Origin of the sequence: Janthinobacterium aestuarii (genome assembly GCF_051380835.1) — a bacterium.
Taxonomy (GTDB): Bacteria; Pseudomonadota; Gammaproteobacteria; order Burkholderiales; family Burkholderiaceae_D; genus Janthinobacterium; species Janthinobacterium aestuarii.
On sequence record NZ_JBNYXU010000002.1, the window covers coordinates 520716 to 546245 of the forward strand.

At 58.5% G+C, this 25530-nt stretch carries 11 protein-coding genes; 3 read left to right on the plus strand and 8 right to left on the minus strand.

Features of this window, described 5'->3' with window-relative positions; genetic code table 11:
• Positions 1 to 4: 4 nt before the first annotated feature.
• Together ACQ4WO_RS08430 and ACQ4WO_RS08435 are read right to left on the minus strand one after the other, a co-directional pair.
• Positions 5 to 14665, minus strand: coding sequence for a two-partner secretion domain-containing protein (locus ACQ4WO_RS08430; protein ID WP_436481019.1), 14661 nt, complete (start codon positions 14663 to 14665; stop codon positions 5 to 7).
• Positions 14666 to 14745: 80 nt separating this feature from the next.
• Positions 14746 to 16518: a ShlB/FhaC/HecB family hemolysin secretion/activation protein gene (locus tag ACQ4WO_RS08435; protein ID WP_436481020.1), complete on the minus strand. Its 1773-nt coding sequence runs from the start codon at positions 16516 to 16518 to the stop codon at positions 14746 to 14748.
• Positions 16519 to 16986: 468 nt separating this feature from the next.
• On the opposite strand from ACQ4WO_RS08435, the gene ACQ4WO_RS08440 reads away from it, so the two are divergent.
• Positions 16987 to 17592, plus strand: a complete 606-nt coding sequence (locus tag ACQ4WO_RS08440; RefSeq protein ID WP_436481021.1) for a DUF4291 domain-containing protein — start codon at positions 16987 to 16989, stop codon at positions 17590 to 17592.
• A 317-nt stretch (positions 17593 to 17909) separates the two neighbouring features.
• Positions 17910 to 18347 carry a helix-turn-helix domain-containing protein gene (locus ACQ4WO_RS08445; protein WP_436481022.1) on the plus strand — a complete coding sequence of 146 codons (438 nt, stop codon included), beginning with the start codon at positions 17910 to 17912 and terminating at the stop codon, positions 18345 to 18347.
• A 282-nt stretch (positions 18348 to 18629) separates the two neighbouring features.
• Here the strand turns inward: ACQ4WO_RS08445 and guaA are convergent, their stop codons facing one another.
• Positions 18630 to 20240 (minus strand): glutamine-hydrolyzing GMP synthase, encoded by a 1611-nt coding sequence (guaA, locus tag ACQ4WO_RS08450; protein ID WP_034752205.1) that lies wholly within the window; start codon positions 20238 to 20240, stop codon positions 18630 to 18632.
• Positions 20241 to 20306: 66 nt separating this feature from the next.
• Positions 20307 to 21767, minus strand: coding sequence for an IMP dehydrogenase (gene guaB, locus ACQ4WO_RS08455; RefSeq protein WP_034752206.1), 1461 nt, complete (start codon positions 21765 to 21767; stop codon positions 20307 to 20309).
• Positions 21768 to 22039: 272 nt separating this feature from the next.
• On the opposite strand from guaB, the gene ACQ4WO_RS08460 reads away from it, so the two are divergent.
• The gene (locus tag ACQ4WO_RS08460; protein WP_436481023.1) at positions 22040 to 22339 is read left to right on the plus strand and encodes a hypothetical protein; all 300 of its coding nucleotides are present in this window, start codon (positions 22040 to 22042) and stop codon (positions 22337 to 22339) included.
• A 2-nt stretch (positions 22340 to 22341) separates the two neighbouring features.
• On the opposite strand, the gene ACQ4WO_RS08465 is transcribed toward ACQ4WO_RS08460, so the two are convergent.
• The 4 genes from ACQ4WO_RS08465 to ACQ4WO_RS08480 form a co-directional block, all read right to left on the minus strand.
• A complete protein-coding gene (locus tag ACQ4WO_RS08465) occupies positions 22342 to 23016 on the minus strand; it encodes a hypothetical protein (protein ID WP_436481024.1) in 675 nt (224 codons plus the stop codon).
• Between the two features lie 74 nt (positions 23017 to 23090).
• Positions 23091 to 23774, minus strand: a complete 684-nt coding sequence (locus tag ACQ4WO_RS08470; RefSeq protein ID WP_436481025.1) for an SOS response-associated peptidase — start codon at positions 23772 to 23774, stop codon at positions 23091 to 23093.
• A gap of 57 nt (positions 23775 to 23831) precedes the next feature.
• Entirely contained in the window at positions 23832 to 24599 is a 768-nt protein-coding gene (locus ACQ4WO_RS08475) for a hypothetical protein (protein WP_436481026.1), read from the minus strand.
• Positions 24600 to 24672: 73 nt separating this feature from the next.
• Positions 24673 to 25422 carry a hypothetical protein gene (locus tag ACQ4WO_RS08480; protein WP_436481027.1) on the minus strand — a complete coding sequence of 250 codons (750 nt, stop codon included), beginning with the start codon at positions 25420 to 25422 and terminating at the stop codon, positions 24673 to 24675.
• Between the last annotated feature and the right edge of the window lie 108 nt (positions 25423 to 25530).

Here is a 25530-nt window from a genome sequence, read left to right on the forward strand (position 1 = left end):
TACGTTACAATCTAACGACGCCCCCCCCAGCACAGGCCGAAATCAACAACGCATCCTGCTCCGCCGACTTTTTCGCCAAAGCTTCGGCGGTTTTACAAGACGGATCACTAGGGCTCTTGCAAGCAGCCCGTGCCGCATCATATTGCTCCCGCTCCGAATTTTTAATGCCTACCTTGTTGTGATTAAGGTAATTATTCGCCACCTCATTTAACGCGCTATTCGCCCCAGCGCCACCGCCGACAGCAGCCCCTACGGATGCACTAGCTGCCAGCAACAATGCACTATGCAGTTCTTTAGGCAGGCCCAGCTTGGCAATTTGCGCCGATAGGGCTTGCGTCGTCATTTCTGCTGCACCTGCACCTAATGCCCCACCGGCTCCGCCCACAATACCACCGATAGCCGTATGCAAAGCTGTCTTGGCAAAACCACCCTCCTTCCATGTTTCTGCCAGCTCCTTACTCTGTTGCAATAACTCGGCTTTTTTGGCAGGATCTTTTTCATCATTCGCTTGCTTTGCGAGTTCTTTGGATTCCGCCAAGCGTTTGTCGGCAAAATCTCCCACTTCTTTCGCCGCCGCTGCCGCAAACGCCGCCGTCACATCCATCGTCGCCTGCAACTTGGTCTTGTCGAAATTATTGCCGATCTTGCCGCTGGAATCCACTCCAGTCGTCACATTGCGATTCACACCGGCGATAGCTTCATCCGCTCCCTTGCCCGTTGCCGCGCGCTGAGCCGCCTCATCGGTGATGACCAGAGTGCCACCGCTGATGCCGCTACGCGTCGTACTGCTGGCGTTCTCGCTAAGTGCGACAATGGCAGGCAGGCCTGCGGTGGTGCCGCCTTTACCGCCAACATTGGTCAAATTCTTATTCTCTTCGGTCTCCTTGCCCGCTACCGAAAAACCGCCCGAAACACCCACACTGCTACCCTTCGATATCGCATGGTTGGCAATGTCGCTATGCGTCAGGGTCGCGGTGGTCAAACTGCTGTTCAGCTCGCCCGCCTCCGTGGCGCTGATGACGGCTCCCTTCAAGTCCGTATTGCCGCCCACCTTGATCTGGAAGCCGCCGTTGCCCGCCTTGATGCCGCTTTGCGCCTGCACGCTGGCATAGTCGTTGTGCATGTTGCTCTGGCTATAGCTGCCGCTGAAGCTGGCGCCAATGCCCACCGTACCGCTGGCGGAAATACTCTGGCTCTTGCTGTCGAACTTGGCCAGGTCTTGCAAGCTTTCCAGGTTCAGATTGCCCTTGATGTCGGCAATCACCTGGTTGGCGCTGGCCACGGCGCCCTTGATGTTGGTGTCGCCGCCGCTGCTGATCACCAGCTTGTCGCCAGCATTCACATGCGTGTTGAGTTGCGTCGTGCCGTCGCCGTCCTCATGCCCCTTGCTGCCGCTGACGCTGGCCGTGAAGCCGAACGAGGTACCCTTGGTGCTGACGATGGCTTGCACCCCCATTGAGGCGCTCAGGCTTGAGCTCTTGCTGTGCTGGCTTTCCGTATCCTGTGCCGCCAGCAAGTTGACATTGTTATCGGCATGCAGGCGGATATCGTTCTTCGCGTTCAGGTCGCTGCCCAGGATATTAATATTGCTATCCTTGCCGCCGCCCAAGGCCGTGATGTTGATATTGTTACCCGTCAAAACGCTGCCGCTATGCGTGGTGCTGGCCGTCGTTTGCGTCTGTATGCTTTCAGAATGGCCTGCCGTCAGGCTGATGCTGATACTTGGCCCGCCTTCCTTCATCATGTCCTTGGCCGCACCGTTCGCCGCCATCGCCGTGGTCGCCGCCGCCATCGCCGTGACACGGCCATCCTTGGCGGTGCTGGCTGCCTTGCTCATGGTTTGCAGGGTCTGGATGGCGCTGATCACGCTGCCGCCCAGGGCCAGGGTCAAGCCATCCTGCGTCGTCTTGACTTCGAACTTGCCCTTCTCATTGTCCTGGCCCGGCTTGATGGTAACGCTCTTGCCGATGATGTCGAGATCGGTGGCGGCAAGAATATCGCTGCCGCCTATCGTCACGTTATTGCCGGCAACCATCGTCAGCGCACCGCCCGTGGCGCCGATCGAACTGCGCGCCTCGCCGCTTTGCAAGGTGGCATCGCGCTCCTGGTCCACCGTCGTAGTCTTGGTGCCGTAGCTGAAACCGATGCCGCCGCTACTCATGAAGCCGCTTTTCTTTGTGCTGGAATGATGCAGCTCGTACACGGTATTGGTGGCCGCGTCGATCGTGATGTTATTACCCGCGAGTAATCGCGTCGCATCGTCGCTCAAGATGCTCGAACCCGTCACCTGCAGATCGTGTCCCGCCTGCACCGTCACGCTGCTGCCGCCAAGCGAGGTGCCGATCGCCGTGGTGGTATCGACCACGTCATGCTTGATGGTGGTGGTCTTGTTCCAGAATCCACTTTTCGTCGACTTGCTGGCGACATCGCTCACTTCGTTCTGCAAACCATTGACCAAGCTGATGTCATTGCCCGCCGCTAGTCCCAAGATGCCGCCTGCCTGCACGTCCGCCGCGCGCGCCGTCAGGTCATTGCCCGCCTGCAAATTGACATTGCCGGCACCCATGATCTGGCTGCCCACTTCGCTGGTCTTGCTCTGCTTGCTGTAATTGTCCTTATTGCGCACTTCGTTGTGCGTTGAGGCGACGGTGACCGTATTGAGGTTCAGGTTATTGCCTGCGATTAAAGCAGTCTGACCATTCACGCCGGCATTCGCGATGACGCCTGCCGTCACGGTAATATCGCGTCCCGCCTGGGCTATCAAGGTGTTGCCCTCGCCACTGCCGGTGACATACATGCCAGCCACCTTGTCGACTACCGTGCTGCTGTCGCTGATGGTGTTTCTGCCATCCATGCGTACATGAGAGTCGCTGACGGTCGTCGTCACCAGATTAATATCGCGGCCCGCGCTGGCCTGCAAGTGATTGGCGGCAGTGAAGGTGCTACCGTTATTGTTGATATCCCGGCCTGCAATCACCGCCAGGGCCGTACCCGCCTGCACGTTCGAGTAACGGGAATTGATGTCGCCCCCGACATTCATGCTCACGCTGCCGGCACCGGTAATCGTGCTGCCCGTTTCCTGGGAAGTGCCAGCCTTGCCCGCACTGTAGTCCCCACCCCAAACCAGATTGGCATTATCGCCAGTCGTCAGGGTTCCCAGGGCCAGGTTGCCGCCCGCCTTGATCACTGTAGCGCCGTTTTTGCCGCTGTTGTTAATCTCGCCGGCCAGCAGGGAGATGTCGCGGCCGGCCGAAGCAGCCAGCGTGCCACCTTCATCGCTCACGTACAGGCCCGCCACCCGACCAATGCCCGTGCCCGTCAGCGCGGCATCGCCTTGACGCCCGGTATTGGTATTGATCGTCGATGTGATGTTGATGTCACGGCCCGCAGTGACAATCAGTTCACTGTTGGCAGAAATAGCGCCACCGATATTGTTGAGATCGTTCCGGGCTGCGATGCCGACGGCATCGCCGTCAATGCGCCCGCCCATGTTTTGTACATTTTCAGCCGTCAGACGGACGATGTCCCGGCCCGCGATGGTGCCGCTATTGGTCAGGTCTCCCTTCAGATTGATGTCGACGTCCTTGCCGGCCAACAACGCGCCACTGCCGTTTATATCGCCTTCGCGCAAGCGCACATAGACCTGCGGCACCAGCGCTTTTTGCGTCGATCCATCGGCCAAAGTGACATCCTGCTCCACCAGCCAGACGATGTCGCTGGTCAAGGCTGCCATTTGCTCGGCAGTCAAGGCGACGCCGGGGCGCAGATCCCATTGCTTGGCATAGTTTGCGCCGGCATCCATCAGTCCCTTGTATTGCTCTTCATCGCCGGTGTAGTCGCCGACGAATCGCTGGCCCGTTAGCTGTGCGATTTGCTCGCGCACCAGACGCTGCTCGTAAAAGCCGTCGCCCAGGCGTTTCTGCGTCACGGATGGGTCCAGCTGTACTTGTGCCAGCAAGTAATCCGAGCCGGTCCATTCACGGTGATTTGTAAAACGTGGATCCGTTTCAACCAGGAAGCGCGCATCGGGCGCAGGGCTCAGCTTGAACAGGCTGGCAGTAGGTAGTTGCATCGATGGCAGAGTGGTACGCACCACTTGCGCGCGGCCGGATGGGCTCGCCAATGCGACTTGGCCAATTGCTTGCACCTTGGTGCCGGCGGGGGCGTCCGCCCCGGATGCGGCGTTGACGGCTTCGCCAGCTGCCGCGCCGACAACGGCGCCGGCCAACGGCCCGGCCGAATTTTCCGCCGCAGCACCACTGGCCACTCCCACCTTGGTACCGCTGGCCACTGTAATGGAGCCGCGCTGGCCCGCACTTCCCGTGCGATCGCTTGCATTCGGCCCATTGACCGCAGCCACCGTTCCAGCTGCACCACTATTGACGGCACCGGCAAGTGCCGATGGGTCGGCCATGCCCGTCGCGCCGCCATTCGCCGCGCCGGCGCTGATGCCGGCTATCGCAGCAACGGCACCACCGCGTCCCGCATCTCCTGCACGGTCGCTATGATTAACGCCTGCGGCGCCCGTGATTGCACCTGGTGCCTTGCCATTTGCAGCGCGCTCCAACGCTTTTGCATCGACGCTGCCGTCTGCCGCCACAAGCGGGTTCGCATTGCCTGCCGTCGCGGCGCCGACAGCACTGACCGTGCCACCCTTGGCGCTATCAGCAAGCTTGGCGGTGTTGTTGGCATCACGGCCTTGTGCAGCCGTGCTCACGTCCGATGCCCGCGACAGGCCGACGCTGCCATGCGCCGCGCCGCCCTGCACCGCAGCAACTGTCGTACCCGCCGCCTTCGCTACGTCGCCTGCCTGGCCGGCCGATCCTGCGCGATCAGTCGAATTGACCGCCCCCGCCCCCGTTGCGGCCGTCGCACCTTGTCCATTGACATTTTGCACCGTCGCCACGCCCGTGCTGCCTTGCGCTACGCCAGCCAGGCTGATGCCAGCATTGGCCTTGCCTGCGCCGCTGGTACCTGACAGACCGCCGATGCCGGAAACCGCATCCGGTCTTTTTCCGGTAGCGCTCACCGCCGTATTACCCTCAACGCGTCCGGCGGTAACTGGTGCGCTCTGGCCCGGAATATCCCTCTCATACACTTCTCGACCGTTAAACTGAGGCGTCCACTCCGCCACATCCATCCCCCCACCCACCTCTTCAGGAATGAGATATTTCTCTGCGACACCACGTTCGGTCACCACGGAAACACTCTGTGTCGATGTATTGACCAATGTGCCTGGTGTAATGCTGAGCAAGCCGCCAGCGATAATGTGGCTATTTTCATTAACAACTTTACCTGAGGAAATAATAAGACTTCCCCCCGCTACAATCTTCCCAGGATCGGAGGTCAGAATGGCGCTATTGGTGGTGGTCCGCGTATACGTATATTGCGTATATTCTATGTTTCTGCTATTTCGCGGGTCACAGGCTGAGCCCGTACAGTAAGGAATAGGTTCAGTTTGACGCCGGTACTCTTCACCCGGCATCTGGTACTCAACGATCTCCTCAACCGTATTCGCCCCCAACTGCAGGGTAAAATGCTTGTTAAGGTTGTCGATACGCGCCACGTCGAGCCGCATATTACCCAGCGCCTCGATCTCTGCACTGGCGTTGGTCAACTGAGCGGCTTGTCCTGCCGCAAAGCGGCTGGCATCCAGCACCCCGCCGATCGCCATATCGCCACCGCTAAAAATTAACGCATGTTCATTGTTGTTGATCGTCTGCGCGCCGATGTCCAGGCGCGTACGGGCCGCGATGACGGCGGCCTGGCCCGCTTCCACATTGTTGTCGATGTTGCCTGCGGCAATGCTCAGGTGATCGCCATAAATGCGGCCGGAACCAACGTTATTCAGGGCTCCCGTGTTGACTTCCGTATTGATGCCATCGATCAGGCCGCGATTGTTCAAGGTCCCGGACGTGCTCAACCGCGTCGTTGTGGCATGGATATCGCCAGTCATTGAGTTGTCGAGACTGCCTGCACGCAAGTCAAGCAGGCCACCGGCCTGCAACATGCCCGCATTGCTCAGGTTTCCGCCAACCACAATGCTGGCGTTGTTGTTGGCCGTAATCTTGCCGCCATTCCCATGGCTGTAGTTCCCCGACAAATCCAGGGTCAAATCCTGTTGCGACAAAAGACTGCCATCGCCACTCAGGCTGGCGGCACGCACCTCAAGATTCTTGCCGGCAATTGCGGTACCGCCACTATTGCTGAAGGACAGGCTGCGTGCCGGGCCAAGGTCACGGATGTTCAGCGCATTTCCCGCACTTATCAGTCCTTGATTATTGTTAATGACACCAGAGCTGAGTAGCATCAAGTTATTGTCGGCGCGCAAAGCACCCTGACTGTTGACGACATTGGATGCGGTCAACGCGAGGTTGATACCCTCGATGCCCTGGTTGCTCGTTTGCGTATTGCTATTGTCGATTGCGGCACCGCTCAGGGTGACGGTGCCGCCGCCGCGTATCAATCCTTGCTGATTTGCAATTGTTCCAGCCGTATTCAAGCCAAGATCGCCAAGCACCTGAATTTGTCCGCCTTGATTGTTCAAGCCGCCGATAGTCAGATTCAGGGTGGACTGGCCAACGATCGCACCATTGGCCGTGTTATCGATCTGCCCGGCATGGCCTGTGATGGCGCCGGCCGCGCCGATATAGCCACCGGCATTGTTTACATTGCCCACCGCAAGATTGACTGTTCCGCCGCTGGTGATATTGCCGGTATTCGCATTGTTCAGCACCTGGCCATGGGTATCCACGGACAGCGAAGTGCCAGCCTGCATGCGGCCACCGGCATTCTGAATGGCGCCGGTCTGCAGATTGACGCTCTGCGTGCCGGCAATCGTTCCCAGACGATTATTCAACTCCTGGCCATTGCTATCGATAGCTACATTGCGCCCGGTAATGCTCGCACCATCGCTGTTCGTCAAGCCGTGGTTATTCAGGATCACATCGCCACCAGCCTGAACTTTGCCGCCGGCGTTATACATGAGCCCCGACAGCGTGGCCTGAACATTCCCACCGACAGACGCGAGCGTGCCGCCAGCATTGTTCAGCGAGGCGCCCGTTACGATGGCGTTGCCTGTGGCGGCCAACAGGCCGCCGGCATTCTCGATACCGTTCCCGACACTCACCTCCAGAGTAGTACCAGCCGTTACTTTACCTTGTTGATTTAAGAGCTCGCCGGCGGTAATGGAGACTTTTCCGCCAGCTGCGATCAAGCCCTTGTCCGCACTGTTCAGTTTGCGGTTGTCCAAGGTGCCCGTAATCGCAAGATCGAGCTGCGCAGTTCCAGCGGCCTGCAAGGTGCCGAGCCGGTTATCCAGGTCGCCAGCCTTGATCGCGATATCGCCATTGCTGGCGATGACGCCCTCGTTATTGTCGAGCCGTCCGCTGACCTTGATATCGCTGTGTGCCGTGCCCAGTTGGGTAATGCTGCCTTTGGCATTATTGAGCGCCTGCGCCTCAATGCTGACTTGGCGGGCGACCAGACTTGCGCCGCCATGATTGAAAGTGCCCGCATCGATTTTCACCGAGCCGTTCGACGTGATCCAGCCGCGGTCGCCGGTAAAGTTGCCGGCACCAATGGCAAAAATGCCGGAGGACGCATGTTCCATTTTTCCATCAACGTTCAGCAGCGTCTTGGCAGCCAAACTAAAGTTATTGGCGTTGACGGCAATACGGCCACCCGTATTATTCAAAACACCGGTCGCAGAACTCACACTGATGGCGCTATCGCCAACGCCGGACTGGATGATGGTCCCCTTGCTGTTATCCAAGTTGGCAGCATGCACCAACAATTGCCCGGCACTCGCCTCACCCATGCTGTTAATCCAGCTTTGACTATCCTGTGCGCCGGCATTGACTGTCAACGCATCCGATGCGCTGACGGCCGCACTGCTGGTCGTCACATTACCGCTAGTGGCGGTGAGCGTGATATTGGTGGCGCTTGTCTTGCTGCCGCTGACATCCACGGAAGCGCCGGTGAATACGGCGTTGCCGGTAGCGAGATTCTGGCCCCTGGCAAGCAGATCCTGAGTGGCAACGACGTTCAAGGTGGCCGAATTGACCAGCGTACCGTCTGCCTTGATACCAGCCCCCAACAGGCTTGCCGCTCCTTGGCTACGGAAGCTGCCAGCATGAATGTCGGTATTGCCCAGGGATGCGATCACACCCGCGTTTTCCAAGCTTCCACTGGCATTCAATATCTGGTTGCCGAGAGCATACAAGCTGCCACTATTGTTCATGTTAACAACAGTCGACTTCAAGTCATGGCCGGCATACACGCTGCCGCCCTTGTTGCCAAAGTCCTCAGCCTGCAAAGTAACATTGCCGCCGACGGCCCGCAGGTTGCCGCCTTGATTGTCGATGGAAGCTGCGCTCAGCGACAAATCCTGTACTGCCGCGATGACACCATCTGTATTGATGAAACCTGAAGTAACGTCGATGTTCGCGCCTTGATTCGTGCTAATTTGGCCGCCAGCGTTGCCAAGCATGTCTGCGCGAATGGCCAGCATGCCGCTACTTGCGATCTCACCCAAGGCATTGTTCAATGTCTGGTTCACCTTGATGTCTGTCTGCCCCAAGCCGGTCTGGATAACATGACCGCCGCGGTTGTCCAGGCTACCCGCCTGGATCGTCACCTGCTGCGCCACCAGGGTGGCGTCGCGGTGGTCGAAGCGCCCTGCCTCGACGCGCAGCGCGCCATTGCCGATGAGTTTGCCGCCCTGCCCGTTCAGGGTGCTTGCCGTGATGGCCAGCACGCCAGTGCCCGCATGCTCGATGCGCCCGTTCAGATTCGTCAAGGTCGCTGCGCTCAGGTCAAGATCGCTGCTGTTGACGGCGATGCGCCCGCCCGTGTTGTTCAGCAGACCCGTGGCGATCACGGTCTTGCCCTGCCCCGTCTGCACGATGTCGCCGCCGCTGTTGTCCAGGTTCGCCACCTGCAGGGCCAGCTGGCCCGCACTCAATTGTCCCTTGCCCGTGTTCACCAGCGCCTGCGCGCTGCCCGCGTTGGCTGTGATCGACAGCAGGCCCGGCGTGCTGACCACCGCGCCCACCGTGGTGATGTTGCCAGCACGCGCCGTCAAGTCGATATTGGCGGCGCCCGTCTGGCTGCCGCTCAGGTCCAGCGACGTGCCCGTCAAGCTGGCCTGGCCCGCTGCCAGGTTCTGGCCGCTGGCCACGATGCCCTGCGTGGCGGTCAAGCTCAGGTTGCCGCTGGTGCCCAGGCTGCCGTCCGCTTGCAGGCCCGCGCCCAGCAAGCCGCTACTGGCAATGCTGTTGGCCTGCAAGGCCGTGTTGCCCAGCGCCGCGATGGAACCGCTATTGGCCAGCGCACCGCCCACCGTCCACTGCTGGTCGCGGCCCGCGTACAGCAAGCCCGTGTTGTTCAAGTCGCCCGTCAGCGTGGCCAGCACATCCTTGCCCGCGCTCAGCACGCCCTGTGCATTGCGCACGCTGCCCGCATCGAGGACGATGCTGCCGCCGCTCGCCTGCAGCGTGCCGCCGCTGTTGTCGACACTGCCGGCCGTCACACTGATATCCTGCGTGGCGGCGAGCACGCCATCCACATTGTTCACTGCATTGACACTTTTCAGGTCCAGCGACGCCGTCGAGGTGATGCGGCCTTTGCCGCTATTGTCGATGCCGCCCGCCTGCACCAGCAGTTGGCCATTGCTGGCCAGCTCCCCCGCCTGGCTGTTATCGAGCTGCCCGCGCACCGTCACGCTGGCCTTGTCCATGCCCGTCTGCAGCAGCTTGCCGCCCTGGTTGTCCAGCTGACCCACCTGCACGGCCAGCTGGCCCGCGCTCAGGGTACCTTTCGCGTTCTGCAGGGTTTGCTGTTCCTGGTTGTTGGCCGTGATGCTCAGCAGCCCCGGCGTACTCACCACAGCACCCGCCGTGCTGATATTGCCATGGCTCGCCGTCAAGTCAATGCTGCCGGCGCTGGTCTGGCTCAACCCCAGGTCCAGCGAGGCGCCCGTCAGGCTGGCGTGGCCCGCCGCCAGAGTCTGCCCGCTGGCCGTGATCGCTTGCGTGGCCGTCAAGGTCAGGTCGCCGCCTTGCGCCAGGCTGCCATCGGCCTTGATGCCGGCGCCCAGCAGGCTTTGCGCACCGCTGTCGATCTGCGCCGCCGTGATGCGGTTGTCGCCCTGCGCCGCGATCACGCCCGTGTTGGTCAAGGCCCCCGTTACCTGCAAGCGCTGCTCGCCGGCCGCGTACAGGCTGCCGCTGTTGCGCACCACCTCGGCCTGTGTATCCAGCTTACCGCCGGCAAACACGCTGCCCGTGTTCTGCAATTGCTGCAGTTGCAAGGTGGCATTGCCGTTTTGCGCCTGTACCTTGCCGCCAAGGTTATCCAGTTGTTGCGCGGTCACGGTCAGGTTCTGGCCGGCCGCCAACGTACCGGCGGTATTGTCGATCTTGCCTGTCACCGTCAACGCCGCCTGCTGCACGGCGCTTAATAAACCCTGCTGGTTCAGCACGCTGCCAGCCGTCACGGCCAGGTCGCCATTGCTCTCGATGCGACCGCCTGTATTGTCCAGCGTCTGAGCGATACCCAGCGTCATGCTGCCGCTGCCCGTCTGGCCGATGCCTCCGCCACGGTTGTCCAGGCTGCCCGCCTGGATCGTCACCTGCTGCGCCATCAGGGTGGCGTCGCGGTGATCGATGCTGCCGGCGTCGATGCGCAGCGCGCCGTTGCCGATGAGTTTGCCGCCTTGTCCGTTCAGGGTGCTTGCCGTGATGGCCAGCACGCCAGTGCCCGCATGCTCGATGCGCCCGTTCAGATTCGTCAAGGTCGCTGCGCTCAGGTCAAGATCGCTGCTGTTGACGGCGATGCGCCCGCCCGTGTTGTTCAGCAGACCCGTGGCGATGACGGTCTTGCCCTGCCCCGTCTGCACGATGTCGCCGCCGCTATTGTCCAGATTCGCCACCTGCAGGGCCAGCTGGCCCGCACTCAGTTGTCCCTTGCCCGTATTCACCAGCGCCTGCGCGTTGCCGGCATTCGCCGTGATCGCCAACAGGCCCGGCGTGCTCACCACCGCGCCATGCGTCAGCACATTGCCTTGCGTCGCCGTCAGATTGATACTGGCGGCGCCCGTCTGGCTGCCGCTCAGGTCCAGCGACGCGCCTGTCAAGCTGGCCTGGCCCGCCGCCAGGTTCTGGCCGGTGGCCACGATGCCCTGCGTGGCGGTCAAGCTCAGGTTGCCGCTGGTCCCCAAACTGCCGTCCGCTTGCAGGCCCGCGCCCAGCAAGCCGCTACTGGCAATGCTGTTGGCCTGCAAGGTCGTGTTGCCCAGCGCCGCGATGGAACCGCTATTGGCCAGCGCACCGCCCACCGTCCACTGCTGGTCGCGGCCCGCGTACATCAATCCCGAGTTACTGAAGTCCCCTGCGATCTTGAATGCCAGATCGCTGCCGGTACTGATCACGCCATCACGATTCTCCAGTTGCCCCTTGCTGGAGATTGAAGCAGCTGCTGCCGACGTAATCCGTCCTTTGGTATTGTCAATACTTCCGGCCTGCAAGGACAGCGTACCGTTACTGGCGATCTCGCCAGCAGCGTTGTCCAACCCTTGCCGGACAGTGAACACGGCGTTCCCGGTACCAGTTTGTACCAGCTGGCCCGCCTGATTACTGAGAACATTGACATCCACATTCAAACGATTGGCCGATGTCATTGCCTCATCATGTTGCATGGCATCGGCGACGATATGCACAGTACCATTGCTGATCAATGTTCCTTGTTCGTCATTCAGAACAGCCGCTTGAAGGGATAAGTTCCCGCTGCCGGCATGTTCAATACGCCCTTGCGCATTGGTCACCGAAGATGCTGCGATATCCAGGCCACGGCTATTGACGGCAATGCGGCCGCGCGTATTGTCCAGCAAGCCGCTCGGGGACTTCAGCGCAATATTCGTGTCGCCAGCACCCGTCTGGATGATGACGCCATCACGGTTATTCAGACCCGAGAGCGCGACATCAAGCTGGCCGGCACTTAGGGTTCCCTTGTTGTTGTCCAGCACCTGGTTCGTGTTGGCATTTGCCGTAATGGACAGCGTACCAGGCGTGCTGATGACCGCGCCCGCGCTACTGACATTGCCCGCGCTTGCCACCATCGCAATCTGCGAGGCACTGGTTTGACTTGCATCCAGATTCACTGAGGCCGCATTCAGTCTGGCGGTTCCAGCGGCCAGGTTTTGGCCATGCGCGGCCAGGTCATTACTTACATTGACGGTGAGATCGCCGGCAGCGGCCAAGCCGCCGTCGGATTTGACGCCGGCACCAATCAGACTACCAACTCCACTGCTTAAACTGTCGGCTCGAATACTATTATTGCCATGCGCGGCAATGACGCCGGTATTTGTGAGTTTGCCGCCAAGATTCAAGGCCAGGTTACCAACCGCATACACACTGCCGCTGCTATAGGCATTGCCACCTTGGAGATTTGCATTGCTTCCAGCGAAAATGCTACCCGCTGTGTTATTCATATCCGCAAACTGGAAATTTACCTGACCGGCAAACGCCTGCAAGGTGCCTTCGGTATTTTCAATACTCCCAGCCTCAAGCGTCAGGTTCTGTCCAGATGCTACGATGCCGGCATGGTTATTCAGCTCCGAACCTGCCTTGACATCGATGCTTTGGGTGGAGGTAATGCGTCCCTTGGCATTCGACAGTAGCGAAGTCGCTATCGCCGCATTGCCGCCAAGCTCAATACTGCCGGCGCGGTTATCCAGACTTTGGGTTGCCAGCAGCGATGCCTGGCCGGAACCGGTCTGGCTGATGCTGCCGCCGCGATTGTCAAGCACTGCGCTCTTGATGCCAATCTGCTGCGCCGACATGACCGCATCGCGATGATCAAGCTTGCTGGCATCGAGCGACAAGCCGCCATTCGTGATAATGCGTCCACGCTGCCCCAGGAGCGTATCGGCCACCGCCATGGTGAATGCTCCCGTGCCAGCGTGTTCCATCTTGCCATCGACGTTATAGAGCAGCTGCGTGCGGATAGCCAGGTTTTGGCTATTGCTCGCAATGCGTCCGGAACTATTGTTCAGTGTACCTGGCAACTGAAGCAGCAGATCGCTGCTACCAAATTGAGATATCTGCCCACCGATATTGGACAAATCATGCGCGCGCAGATCAATCTGATTGGCGGTCACGACGGCCGCGTCCGTGCGCACTGTAGCTGTAGCGTTGAGGGACAACCCGCCCTGTATTGCAATACTCGCGCGGCTGGCATCGAGATCACCCGCGCTTGCCGACAGATTCAACTGTGCACCGGACACCCTGGCATCCTTCAGGTCCAGCTGGCCAGCCGCGATCTGGCTATTGCCGCCCGAGACGCTATTGCCATGGATGCGAATCGTATCGCCAGCCTCAATGCGCAAGTCACCGGCTTGGCGTACGCTGTTGTCCGCATTGAGGCCACTTGCAATGACGGCACTGGCAGCCAGATCGATATGCGACCCAGCCCCAGACGCTTGCATCGTGACATTGTTTTGTGCAGCGATCAGGCCGCTACTGGCAATATTGCCCTGTGCCTGCACCTGGCTGTCGCCGCCCGCATACACGGTGCCGCTGTTCGCCACATCGCCCGTGACGGCGATGCCGGTCTGGCTGCCCGTGCCGGCAGACTGAATGTTGCCGCTGTTGCTCAGCCAGCCGTTCGATTGCAGCACCAGGTTGCCCGCCGTGGCCGCCAGGACGCCCGCGTTGCGCACGCCCAGGCCCGCTTCCGTGCCGATCAGGGTGATCTTGCCCGCATACATGCCGCCCAGTTGCGCCACGTCCAGCGCATAGACTGGCGCCGGTCCCGTGCCGGCGATGCCGCCCGCCACGCCATGCGCCGCATCGAGCTGGTTGGCGCCCGTCACCACTTTCAGTTCCTGCGCCCAGATCCCGCCATTGATTTGTGCGGCGCGCGCCAGGATGGCCGTATAGTCGCTCAGCGACGTGTCGAGGCCGCGCCCGTTGATGCTGACCACGCCGCGCTGCACCATGTAGCCGTCCAGGTTGCCGCCATTGAGGATAGGCGTGCCTGTCGTCAGCGTGACCCGACTGGCATTGATGAAGCCGCCGCCGTCGATGGCCACGCCGGCCGGGTTGGCGATGACGACCTCTGCCCGCTGGCCCGCCACCTCGACATAGCCGCGCAGCTGGCTCGGGTCGGCCGAATTGACTTCGTTGAGGATGACGCGCGCGCTGCCGCCCGCCAGCCATGGGTTGCCTTGTACCCAGCCGCCCGTCTGCGTCTGCACATTGCCGCGGCTGTTGTTGAGGATGGCGCCATTCGCCGTCACGTCGAACTGGCTGTAGGTATTGCGCGAGACGCCGGCCGCGCTCGGCGTCTGGATATTCACCTGCGTCACGCCGTTGGCGCTTTGCACCACCGTCGGACGCTGCCGGCCCGGCGCATTCGGGTCGGCCACGATCTGTCCCATGGCCGGGCCGGCCACAAAGCTCACCATGCCCAGCGCGCCAAATATCGCCAAGGCCAGCGGCCGCAAGCGCCCATTGATCCCGCCACCGCCATCGCCATCAAATACGCCACTGTCCAGGCTACCTTCGCCCTTGGCCGCCTTGCCTTGCGACGAAGCGTTTTCGGCGACGACCATCAGTTGGCCACGGCGTTTGTTGAAGATGATGCGGTACAGGTTCTTGTTCATGAAATGTCCTAATGACAATTAAATGATGCGAAAAAGGGAGAGAACACCTGGTCGATGGCGGCGTCTCACATCGTTATTTTTTAATAGCTGGCGTTCAGGCTGAAGCCTGCCGTACGGCTGGCCGTGCGGAACAGCTCGGGTTTGCGCACGGGCCAGCCGACAAAGGCGTCGTACTGCACCCCCAGCCACTGGCCGCGCACACCGACGAAGCCGCCCGTCAGGCGCCGCGCGATCAGCCATTCGGCGGATGGTCCCGACACTTCGCCGTGGTCCAGGCCGGCATACGCTTCCTGGCCGCTGCTGCCCAGAGGAATGCCTAGCTCGTTGCGCAGCAGCCAGCCGCGCTCGGCAGACAAGCTGCTTTCGCCGTCGTAGCCGCGCACCGTGTAGCGCCCGCCGATGGCAAAGCGGTCTTGCGGCACCAGCGGCGTGCGGTTGTGCTGCATGCGCCAGCTGCCCGAGTAGCGCAGCGGCTGGCCGGCCAGCTTGAACGGCGCCGACAGGGCCGCGTCGGCCAGGATCAGTTTGAAACGCGACGTACCCTCGCCAAACGCTTCCTCGGGCGCCGCCATCGAGTCCATCGCGCCCGTACCGCGCCGGTATTGCAGGTTCAGGTCCAGCGTCGCCTGGCCCAGGAATTCCCGATGACCGATACCCAGTTCCCAGCCGGCCATGCGGCGGCGCTGCACTTCCACTTCCGTGTCGTCGATGAAGTTTTGCGCGGCGCGCTGCCAGCCGCGCAGGGACAACGTCGTCTTGCGCGACGCGTCGCGGTACACCAGGCGCGACAGTTTCACTTCGCGATTCTGGCTGGCGCCGCTGTAGTTGTAGTCTTGATTGATGCCGGCCACGGACTGGTGGTAATGGCTGTCGCTCACCGTAAAAGCCAGCAGCCAGTAGGCGTAGGGAATCGAATAGTGGGCCACCATGCCGCCCGTGCCGCGCGGGCCGTTGCGGTCGCCGTCGACGTTCTGGTTCAGGCTCAGGTAAAACAGGTCGTTCAGGGTCAGCCAGTGGTCATACGACAGGGTCACGCTGCCCTGCAGCTTGCCTGTCGAACGCGAGCCGCCATCGTCAAGGCCCAGCGCCAGCCGAAACGGCAAGCCCTGCTTCCACTGGATCTGCAGGTCGCTCTCGCCCGGCTTGGCGTTGCCGCCCTCGGCCGGCATGATCTGGATATCGGCCTCGGCCGTCGGCACGCGCTTGAAGTTCTCCAGCGCCTGCTCCGTATCGCGCACATTGAGCAGCTCGCCCGGGCGCGCCGGCACGGCATTCCACCAGGTACCCCGGGGATTGGTGCCGGGTGCAAAACCGATCTGGCGGATGCGCCCCGGTATCAAGGTCAATGCCAGGGTGCCAAGGCTCAAGTCCTGCGGTTCGGCCAGCACGCGCGTGGTGACGTAGCCGCGCGCGATCACGGCGTTCTGCATGCGGCCCATCAGCACATTGATGGCCTGCGTGCCCAGGCAGCGCCCCAGCGCAGAATCCGGCGCGCCCAGGTCGTCGCGGCTGGCGGCATCCAATGTCCACTGGAACTGCGCGGCATCCTCGCCGCGCAACACAAGGTGGTCGATCGTAAAACACGGCGATTCGCCTGTCGGCAAGCGGTTGGCTGACACGGCCGCCGGCGTCTCGAGCAGGCGCACGTCTGGACTGCGCTCCTGCTGCTGGCGCAGGAGGCGCTCGCGCTCTTGCTGGCGTATCAATTCTTGGCTGGCATCGTCGCGCTGGCTGGTGCCAGGCGTGGTGGGAAGGGGCGGCGCGATTTCAGGACGGGTCTGCGCGGACACGGCGGCACACAAGGTACCGCTAAACAAAAATACACCGCACCATGGCGTCAAGCGCAGGTGCATATGTTGCCTTACGTAATTATTTTCTTAAGTAGATTATAAAATAATTATTTCCTTATGGAAATTTTATTTATTTCTTGAGAACTTTACCTCTTTGGTAACTGCCATTCAACTATCCAATTACCACTAGTAAAACAGGTGGGCAGGCGATGGTGATGCGTACCGTATTAACTAAGATCGCGTCAGAATGTCCCCAGCCTTCCCACCGTCTTGATCGGCAAGCTACGCACCCTGCGCATGCAGCGGGACAAGGCCAAGGTCGTGTAAGATTTACGAAGCTGACCACGCCCCACTTTCGCCAGTCAGGCCATCCACCTTGCCACCCTCCTGGTGGGCCCTCCGGCATGACCTATCAACCGGCGACGGATGGCTGGCAGAAGGATTGCTTAGGCCACGCACAGGAGTCGGGTGGCACGGTCAGCATCATGTTCAAACTCGCCGGGATTCTCCCTGGCTTCAATCAAGGTAACAATGCAAGATGATCAGCACCCGACATCAGCCATCCCTGAACGTCAGATCAGGGCCACCTACGACGAATCGACCATCCGTGTCTATCAGGCCTATCCGGATGCGATCACGGATGCAGCATTGACGAACGGCACATTTACATCGCCCCCATTCAAGATGGAACGCATGACCTGGATTAAACCGTCTTTCTTATGGATGATGTATCGTGCGGGCTGGGGATTCAAAGACGCTGGTCAGCAACGCATACTGGCGATCGATATCAGCAGAGCGGGATTTGAATGGGCACTGGAGCACGGTTGCCTGAGCCACGCGGATGCATCCATGAGCAAGGACGAATGGTCGGCGAAGAAAGAGGCATCGCCCGTGCGCATCCAATGGGACCCAGAGCGGGATCTGCTGTTGCGGCCGCAGGCTCACAGAGCCATTCAGATCGGCCTCAGCAAAAGGGCGGTAGAACTTTACGTACATCAATGGATAACCAGGGTGGTGGATGTGACGCCGCTGGCCCACGCAATCCATGCGCTGCTCGCCCAAGGGAAAATTGAGGAAGCAAAGCACTTCCGCAAGAAAAACCGTATTCGTCAGTATTTCATCCATCCTGAGCGCTGACATCCAGGACCTGAGAGCGAGTTCAAGCAAGACAGCTCATGCAACGCAGGCCTCCTCTTGACAAGCTCAACTGCGCCCAATGCCCTCCCCTGCGCGGGGCAGCGTCAGCTCCGGCACTCGTACACGATCTCGACATTGGCCGGGCCGACCGGAAGGAATATGAAACAAGGGATGCCGCCATGCCGCTCCCGGACAGTAAAATCACTGCTGTTGACCAGGCTGTGGCTGGAAAAACGCTCTCGCTCCTTTCATCATTATGGAGACAGCTGCGTCACAGCCGGTCATTCACGAACGTTGTATATTGAAAGGCAATATGTATGTCTGGCAACACCCATGTTTCTGAGCGCCTCAAAAGCTGCCGCGAGAATCTTCATATCTCACAAGTGCTGCTTGCCGAACTGGCGGGCATCAATCCCACGCAACTGTATCGCTATGAATCAGGCAAAGCCAAACTACTTATGGACGCGGCAGAGAAGATTGCCGCGGCCCTCGGCGTCAGCACCGCCTGGCTTGTCCATGGGACATTACCCATCGCCAGAGGGACGCAAACCGACCCGCCAGTGCCGGCCGGAGGGGCGCTAATCCTGAACTTTCTGGAACTTCCTCCCATGCTTGCCTCCGCCGTGAAGCGCCTGTCCATACAAAATGGTAGCACCGTAGAAATAGAGCTGCTGGACCTCGCGCATCAAGGCCTCGAAGCCATGCACAAAAAAGCCTTGGATTGCGCCGCGTCCGCAAGCAAGAGCGAGAAATAACCGGATCACTACCTTGCTGAGAAGTCGCCGTAGATGGAGTGGTGCAGCTCACGGGGAAATACGCGGAGCGTGATTCATGCGCTGACCTGTGTAGTCAAAAAACTGCCTGATGGCTGGATGAAGTCATTGACCTGGGATCGCGGCGTAGACGTCAATGCAAGTATTTCCTTGGCGCGAAGGGTCAACCGCACGCACATCAAAAAAATGGCCATTGATAATTTTTTTAAATCATCAACGGCCATCTATTTTTCACTTTAAATTCAAACAGTTAAAGCGAACTCATCACTCCCACTCAATCGTCGCCGGCGGCTTGCCCGAAATATCGTAGACGACGCGATTGATGCCGCGCACTTCATTGATGATGCGGTTCGAGACCTTGCCCAGCAGGCTGTGCGGCAGGTGCGCCCAGTGGGCCGTCATGAAGTCCTGAGTTTGCACGGCGCGCAGGGCCACCACGTATTCGTAGGTGCGGCCATCGCCCATCACGCCCACCGATTTGACTGGCAGGAAGACGGCAAACGCCTGGCTCGTCGCTTCGTACCAGTTGGTCGGAACGCTATCCTGGTCGAAGCCAGGAACCACGACCGGCTCATACGGCGTGTTGCGCAGTTCTTCGATGAAGATGGCGTCGGCGCGGCGCAGCAGGTCGGCGTAGTCTTTCTTGACTTCGCCGAGGATGCGCACGCCCAGACCAGGGCCCGGGAATGGGTGGCGGTAGACCATGTCATGCGGCAAGCCCAAGGCCACGCCGAGTTTACGCACTTCGTCCTTGAACAGTTCGCGCAGCGGCTCCAGCAACTTGAGCTTCATGGTGTCCGGCAAACCGCCCACGTTGTGGTGGCTCTTGATGGTCTGGCCTTTCTTGCCCTTGCCTGCGGATTCGATCACGTCCGGGTAGATCGTGCCTTGCGCCAGCCATTTGGCGTTGACCAGCTTGCCCGATTCTACCTGGAACACTTCGACGAATTCGCGGCCGATGATCTTGCGCTTTTGCTCAGGATCGGTGACGCCGGCCAGGTGGCCCATGAACTGGTCTTCCGCATCGACGCGGATGACTTTCACGCCCAGGTTCTTGGCGAACATGTCCATCACCATCTTGCCTTCGTCCAGGCGCAGCAGGCCGTGGTCGACGAAGACGCAGGTCAGCTGGTCGCCGATGGCGCGGTGGATCAGGGCTGCCGCGACGGAGGAGTCGACGCCGCCGGACAGGCCCAGGATGACGTCATCGGTGCCCACTTGCGCGCGAATTTTTTCCACGGCTTCGCTGATGTAGTCGGGCATATTCCAGTCCGATTTGCAGCCGCAGATTTCATGTACGAAACGGCCGAGCATGGCCTTGCCCTGCACCGTGTGCGTCACTTCCGGGTGGAATTGCACGCCGTAGAACTGGCGCTCTTCGTCGGCCATGGCGGCGATCGGGCAGCTCGGGGTGTTGCCCATCAGTTTGAAGCCTGGCGGCATTTCCAGCACCTTGTCGCCATGGCTCATCCACACTTTCAGCATGCCGTGGCCTTCGTCGGTGACAAAGTCGGCGATACCGTTGAGCAACTTGGTGTGGCTGCGAGCGCGCACTTCGGCGTAGCCGAATTCGCGCACCAGGCCGTTTTCCACCTTGCCGCCCAGCTGGGCCGCCATGGTTTGCATGCCGTAGCAGATGCCCAGCACGGGCACACCCAGCTCGAACACGGCTTGCGGCGCACGCGGCGAGTCGCCGTCCAGGGTGGAATTGTGGCTGCCCGACAGGATCACGCCGGCGGCGCCATAGTTGCGCACGAACTCGTCGCTGACGTCATACGGGAAGACTTCGGAAAACACGCCGGAATCGCGCACGCGGCGGGCGATCAACTGGGTGACTTGGGAACCGAAATCGAGAATGAGGATTTTAGAATGCATGATGGGGACTTTATCTGAGGTCATTACAAAACCGGCGCACTAGGCGCCGGTCTGGTCTGTCGCTATTTACTCGGAACGGTAATTCGGCGCTTCCTTGGTGATCTGCACATCATGGACATGCGACTCGCGCATGCCGGCCGAGGTGATTTCCACGAATTCCGCTTTTTCGCGCAGTTCGTCGATGGTGGCGCAACCGCAGTAACCCATCGATTGACGCACGCCGCCCACCAGCTGGAAGATGATCGCCAGCACGCTGCCCTTGTAGGCGACGCGGCCTTCGATACCTTCAGGCACGAACTTGTCGGCCTTCATGGTGGCGTCCTGGAAATAACGGTCAGCCGAACCATCGGACATCGCGCCCAGCGAACCCATGCCGCGGTACGACTTGTAGCTGCGGCCCTGGTACAGGATCACTTCGCCTGGCGCTTCTTCCGTACCGGCAAACATGGAACCCATCATGACGGTCGAGGCGCCAGCGGCCAGCGCTTTGGAAATGTCGCCCGAGAAGCGGATACCGCCGTCGGCGATACATGGCACGCCCGTGCCTTCCAGTGCTTCGGCCACATTCGAGATGGCCGTGATTTGCGGCACGCCCACACCGGCGACGATACGCGTGGTGCAGATCGAGCCAGGACCGATGCCGACCTTGACCGCATCGGCGCCGTATTCCACCAGCGCCTTGGCGGCAGCGGCGGTAGCGATGTTGCCGCCAATTACTTCGACTTGCGGATACTTGGTCTTGATCCAGCGTACGCGGTCGAGGATGCCTTGCGAGTGGCCGTGGGCCGTATCGACCACCAGCACGTCGACGCCGGCGGCGACCAGCAGGTCGATGCGCTCTTCATCCTTGGCACCCACGCCGACGGCAGCGCCGACCAGCAGTTTGCCCTGGCTGTCTTTCGACGCGAATGGGTGGGAAGTCGACTTCTGGATATCCTTGACGGTGATCAGGCCGCGCAGTTCAAACGCGTCGTTGACGACCAGCACGCGCTCGAGGCGGTGCTTGTTCATCAGGCGCTTGGCTTCAGCCGTATCGGCGTCTTCCTTGACGACCACCAGCTTTTCGCGCGGGGTCATCTTGGCGGAAGCTTCCGCGTCGAGTTCCTGCTCAAAACGCAAATCGCGGTTGGTGATGATGCCGACGACTTCCTTGCCTTTGACGACAGGGAAACCGCTGATGCCGTATTGTTCCGTCAGCGCGATCACGTCGCGGATTTTCATTTCCGGCGGAATCGTGATCGGATCACGCAGCACACCTGCTTCGAAACGCTTTACGCGGGCCACTTCACGTGCCTGGTCCTTCGGGTTCAAATTCTTGTGGATGATGCCGATGCCGCCTTCCTGGGCCATCGCGATCGCCAGACGGGCTTCCGTCACCGTATCCATGGCTGCGGACAGCAAGGGAATATTCAAGGTGATATTGCGGGTCAGGCGAGTTTTGAGGGACGTATCGGCGGGCAGAACGTTGGAGTAGGCTGGGACGAGCAGCACGTCATCGAATGTGAGTGCTTTTTGAAGTAGACGCATAGCATTTCCTATTGGCGCAAAAGCAGATTATACGGAAATTCTCATCTTTTGTCTTGAACTTCGGTAAACCTTTGTAGACATAGTGGGAATGCGACCACCGCATTTATTGAGTGGTCTGGAAAAGTCTGGAAAAGTCTGCGTTTTCGCCCAAATTCCGCCCGCGTTTTTTGACCGCGTCCACCGACAGAATTGCCGCTTGCTGCGCATCCGCAAGAGCAGTCCGGCCGGCGTGCCCAACAATAGACTTATTTTCCGCTAACTATAGGTCTGCAATGAAGCGCCAACTTGTAGCGCTCATCTTACCAGCTCTGTCTGCCTGCGCTACCAGCGGCGACAATGGCCATGCCGACATTGATCTGGCGGGAATGAACAGCTTCGCCCTCGCCGCCCGCTACGGCACACCCGCCAGCTATCAGCACCTCGGCGAATATCTGCAGCTGAACTATGGCAGCACAGCGGCTGGCTGCCAGGTCATCGTACTGGTCGACCAGGCGCAGCGCGTAGCTGGCTGGTCGTCATCAGGCAATCATTGCGCGAAAGCTGGGATAGGCCTAAAAGATGTGCTGGAATGACTTTATCGCAGCATGCGCGCATCGCTCTTCGACAGCTCGCGTTCCTTGAAGTCGATGTCGATCATCCACCCGCCTCGCTCCAATTGCTCGGGCCGGCTCTCAAATGCTTCCCGCAACTGCAAGCCTCCCAGTTCGAACGACTCTTCCGACATCCACTCGATGTGACAGTCTATCAAACGCCCCTCCGGAAACGTGGAAATCTGGTGCCTGCGCAGCTCGGCGCAAGTGGTGTGCCGCTGTAGCACATTTGAGTAGTCGTCGGCCACAGCCAGCAACCCACGCGAGCCACTGCTCTCGCGCGCAAGTTTTTTCGGTAGCGCTACTCCCGATCGATATAGTTCCTTGATCCGGAATCCGACGGCGTGCTCCGGCACGAAAAGCTTACACACCCAGGTCTGGGCGACCTCGCGGGCGTGGCCAGACTCATCCCTCGTTGCCTCAATGCCGCTCAGCACCAGATTCCATCCCTGTGCCCGCACCAGCTTGGGCCTGGCAAGCTGCGCCAGAATGCGTGGCGCACCTATCGTCTGCAAACGCGCTACTTTTGATGGGCGTCGATTCCCCTCCAGCGTGACTTCGACCACCAGCAGCTCCAATAGCATGGCGCCCTCGACCACCGGCGCGGGCACTCCAAGCACCGCCCCGCCCTGTCGCCGTCGCTTCGCCCATACCTTCATCACGAACTCCAAAAATACTGTACATATATACAGTATATTGGCAAAAAGGAACAACGAGAAGTCGAAATTTGTAACTAGAAGAGGCCGCCCTGCTCCACAGGCGTAACTGGCGCAGGCGCTTTCGCACGGGTTCGCGGCTGCATCGGATCGGGCTGCGCAACGAGCAGCTCTGCAGGATACTGCCGATAAACGTCCTCCTCCGACACCAGCGAGCCGTCCAGCCAGCCGTGATACTGGTCCGGGTTTAGGATCATCACCATCCGCTTTTCATCGTCTGGTTTATGGAAGCGCTGCATCAGCGGGTGCCCGTCGGCGTTGATCGTCAGCATTGAGAACGAGAGCAGCTGATCGGCCGGACGGTACTCCCAGATGCCGGCAATGGCCACCGGGCTGCCGTCGGCTCGTTCGATGCGCCAGCGCACAGGCTTGCCGGTTTCGTAATTGGGCTCAAAGAAATTGGCGGCCGGGATGATGCAGAACTGCTTGCGCTTCCAGGCGCTGCGGAAGGATGGCTTACTGGCCACCGTCTCGGTGCGGGCATTGTAGGTCTGGCGGGCCAGCTTGTGGTCAGCCCAATGCGGCACCATGCCGAACATGGCGGGAGCGATCTCCAACTCGCCGGGCGCCTCATGCGAGCCGCGCAGAATAGGCGCCATGTAGCCGGGCCATGCCTCTGGCGGAAGGTCGAGCAGCGGGTATCCGGCTTGAAAGCTTTCTTCGATCTGTTCTTTACGGCTAGGGGTGTAGTCAGCACACATAAATTACCTATTGGATTTTTGCGAAGAAATGTCAAAAATATAACAATCCAACTTCACTTACTTACCAGCAGAATTAATTGTTAGCGGCTCTTTCACATTCAAAACTCTAAAAATTCTATCTTTTGGATGTTGAGCAAGAGCGACCAGAACATACGTACTATCCAACGTTGTAAGCAAACGCCACTTAATGTCTTTTGGCAATAATTCACTTTTAACAACTGGCAATGCACTTTCTACAATATCCATATCAGAACGAGCTTTAAGTGAAGCCTGATAACTAGGTCCAACAAGAAACACCAACATTAGAACACCATTCACCAAATTTTCTCTTAACTTCTCCCAGGAATAATCCTTACTACCTACATCAACCATCAGGCCAAGAATCGCTGATGAAGAAACCACATATATGAAAAATGAAATTCCATATTGAAAAATAAAACCAAGATCCCTATCAAAAACAAAAACCAAAATAGAAAAAATAAAAATCCATAAAAGAAGACAGATGACAGAATATTTATCTATTTTAAATAAAACTTTTCTCTTATCATTAGAATGCGCCATAAAAGTATAAAGCACCAGCAGAATCATCAATATTGGAACAATAACTTGCGCCGACATTTTAATCATCGTTATCACACCAATAGAGCTAACAACCCACGACGCGTCCATAGTGGAGAAATAGGAATTACAATACGTCCAGCCAATATAAATCGACACCCCTCCCAGCACGCTGACAATTGAAGTGTAAGATTGAGCCGCCAAAGTCAATTTTGAAAACCAATTTCCCGGCTCAACTTTCTTTTTGATTATTTTTTTAAATTTCAATTTACCACCATCAAGGTTTTTTCAAATGTTTAATTTATTTTTGGATTTCACAAAAAAACTAAATTGCTTTACATTAACCATTATCCATTTTACTTTTTCGCATATCCGCCGAATTCCCCGCAGCTTTGAGCGCATCTCTATTTAATAAACTTTGAAGCGTAATATTATTTAGAAAATCCAACTGCGATTTTAGAAGTACGTGTGCCTCTAATGGAGTTACGACACCGGCACCAAGCATTTTTGAGCGTACACTAGCGACTGATTTTGAAAATCGCTGCAACAACAACCATTGATCATATATAGATTCTGGAGTTGCCCACTTAAATTCACCGGTAGACATACTGACTTTCCAGAAGTCCAATGAAACAATTATGTGACTCAGAACACTTAAAAAATTAGAGTAATCATTTATTATTTCTTTTGGAAACTTAGATAAATCATCAAAAGAAAGTTTATTGCCTTTCAAATCCTCAACTTGAAATTCAACAAAATTCACAGCCATTTTAATATTTGGATTTTTAGCGATTTCCTTCGAGTCGATCTCATTCAATTTCGCCGAAATAAGAACAGAAATATCGTGCGATATTGAATATCCACTCCTCTCCTCACTTCCTATCTTCACATCCTTAGCGTATAGTTTAAAAATATTTTTCAACGCCATTTCCGTCGCTAACATTCCTGAAATCCGAACAAAGTGCACGTATGCCAGCTTTCTTTCAGCTAGATGAATAGCTTTTTTGTCTAAAAATCTCCTAACAAAAAAATTAATCATTCCGGCAACAATTGCACCAAATAAACCAGCTACTAAAGTATTAATGAGCATGAAAACCTCGACACAAAGTGGAGTCTTATTTTCATTATTATACCAATTCCTTCAAATATTTAGTAAAAAGCCAATTAGCAGATGAAGAACCATATCCTCCTTCGTGCA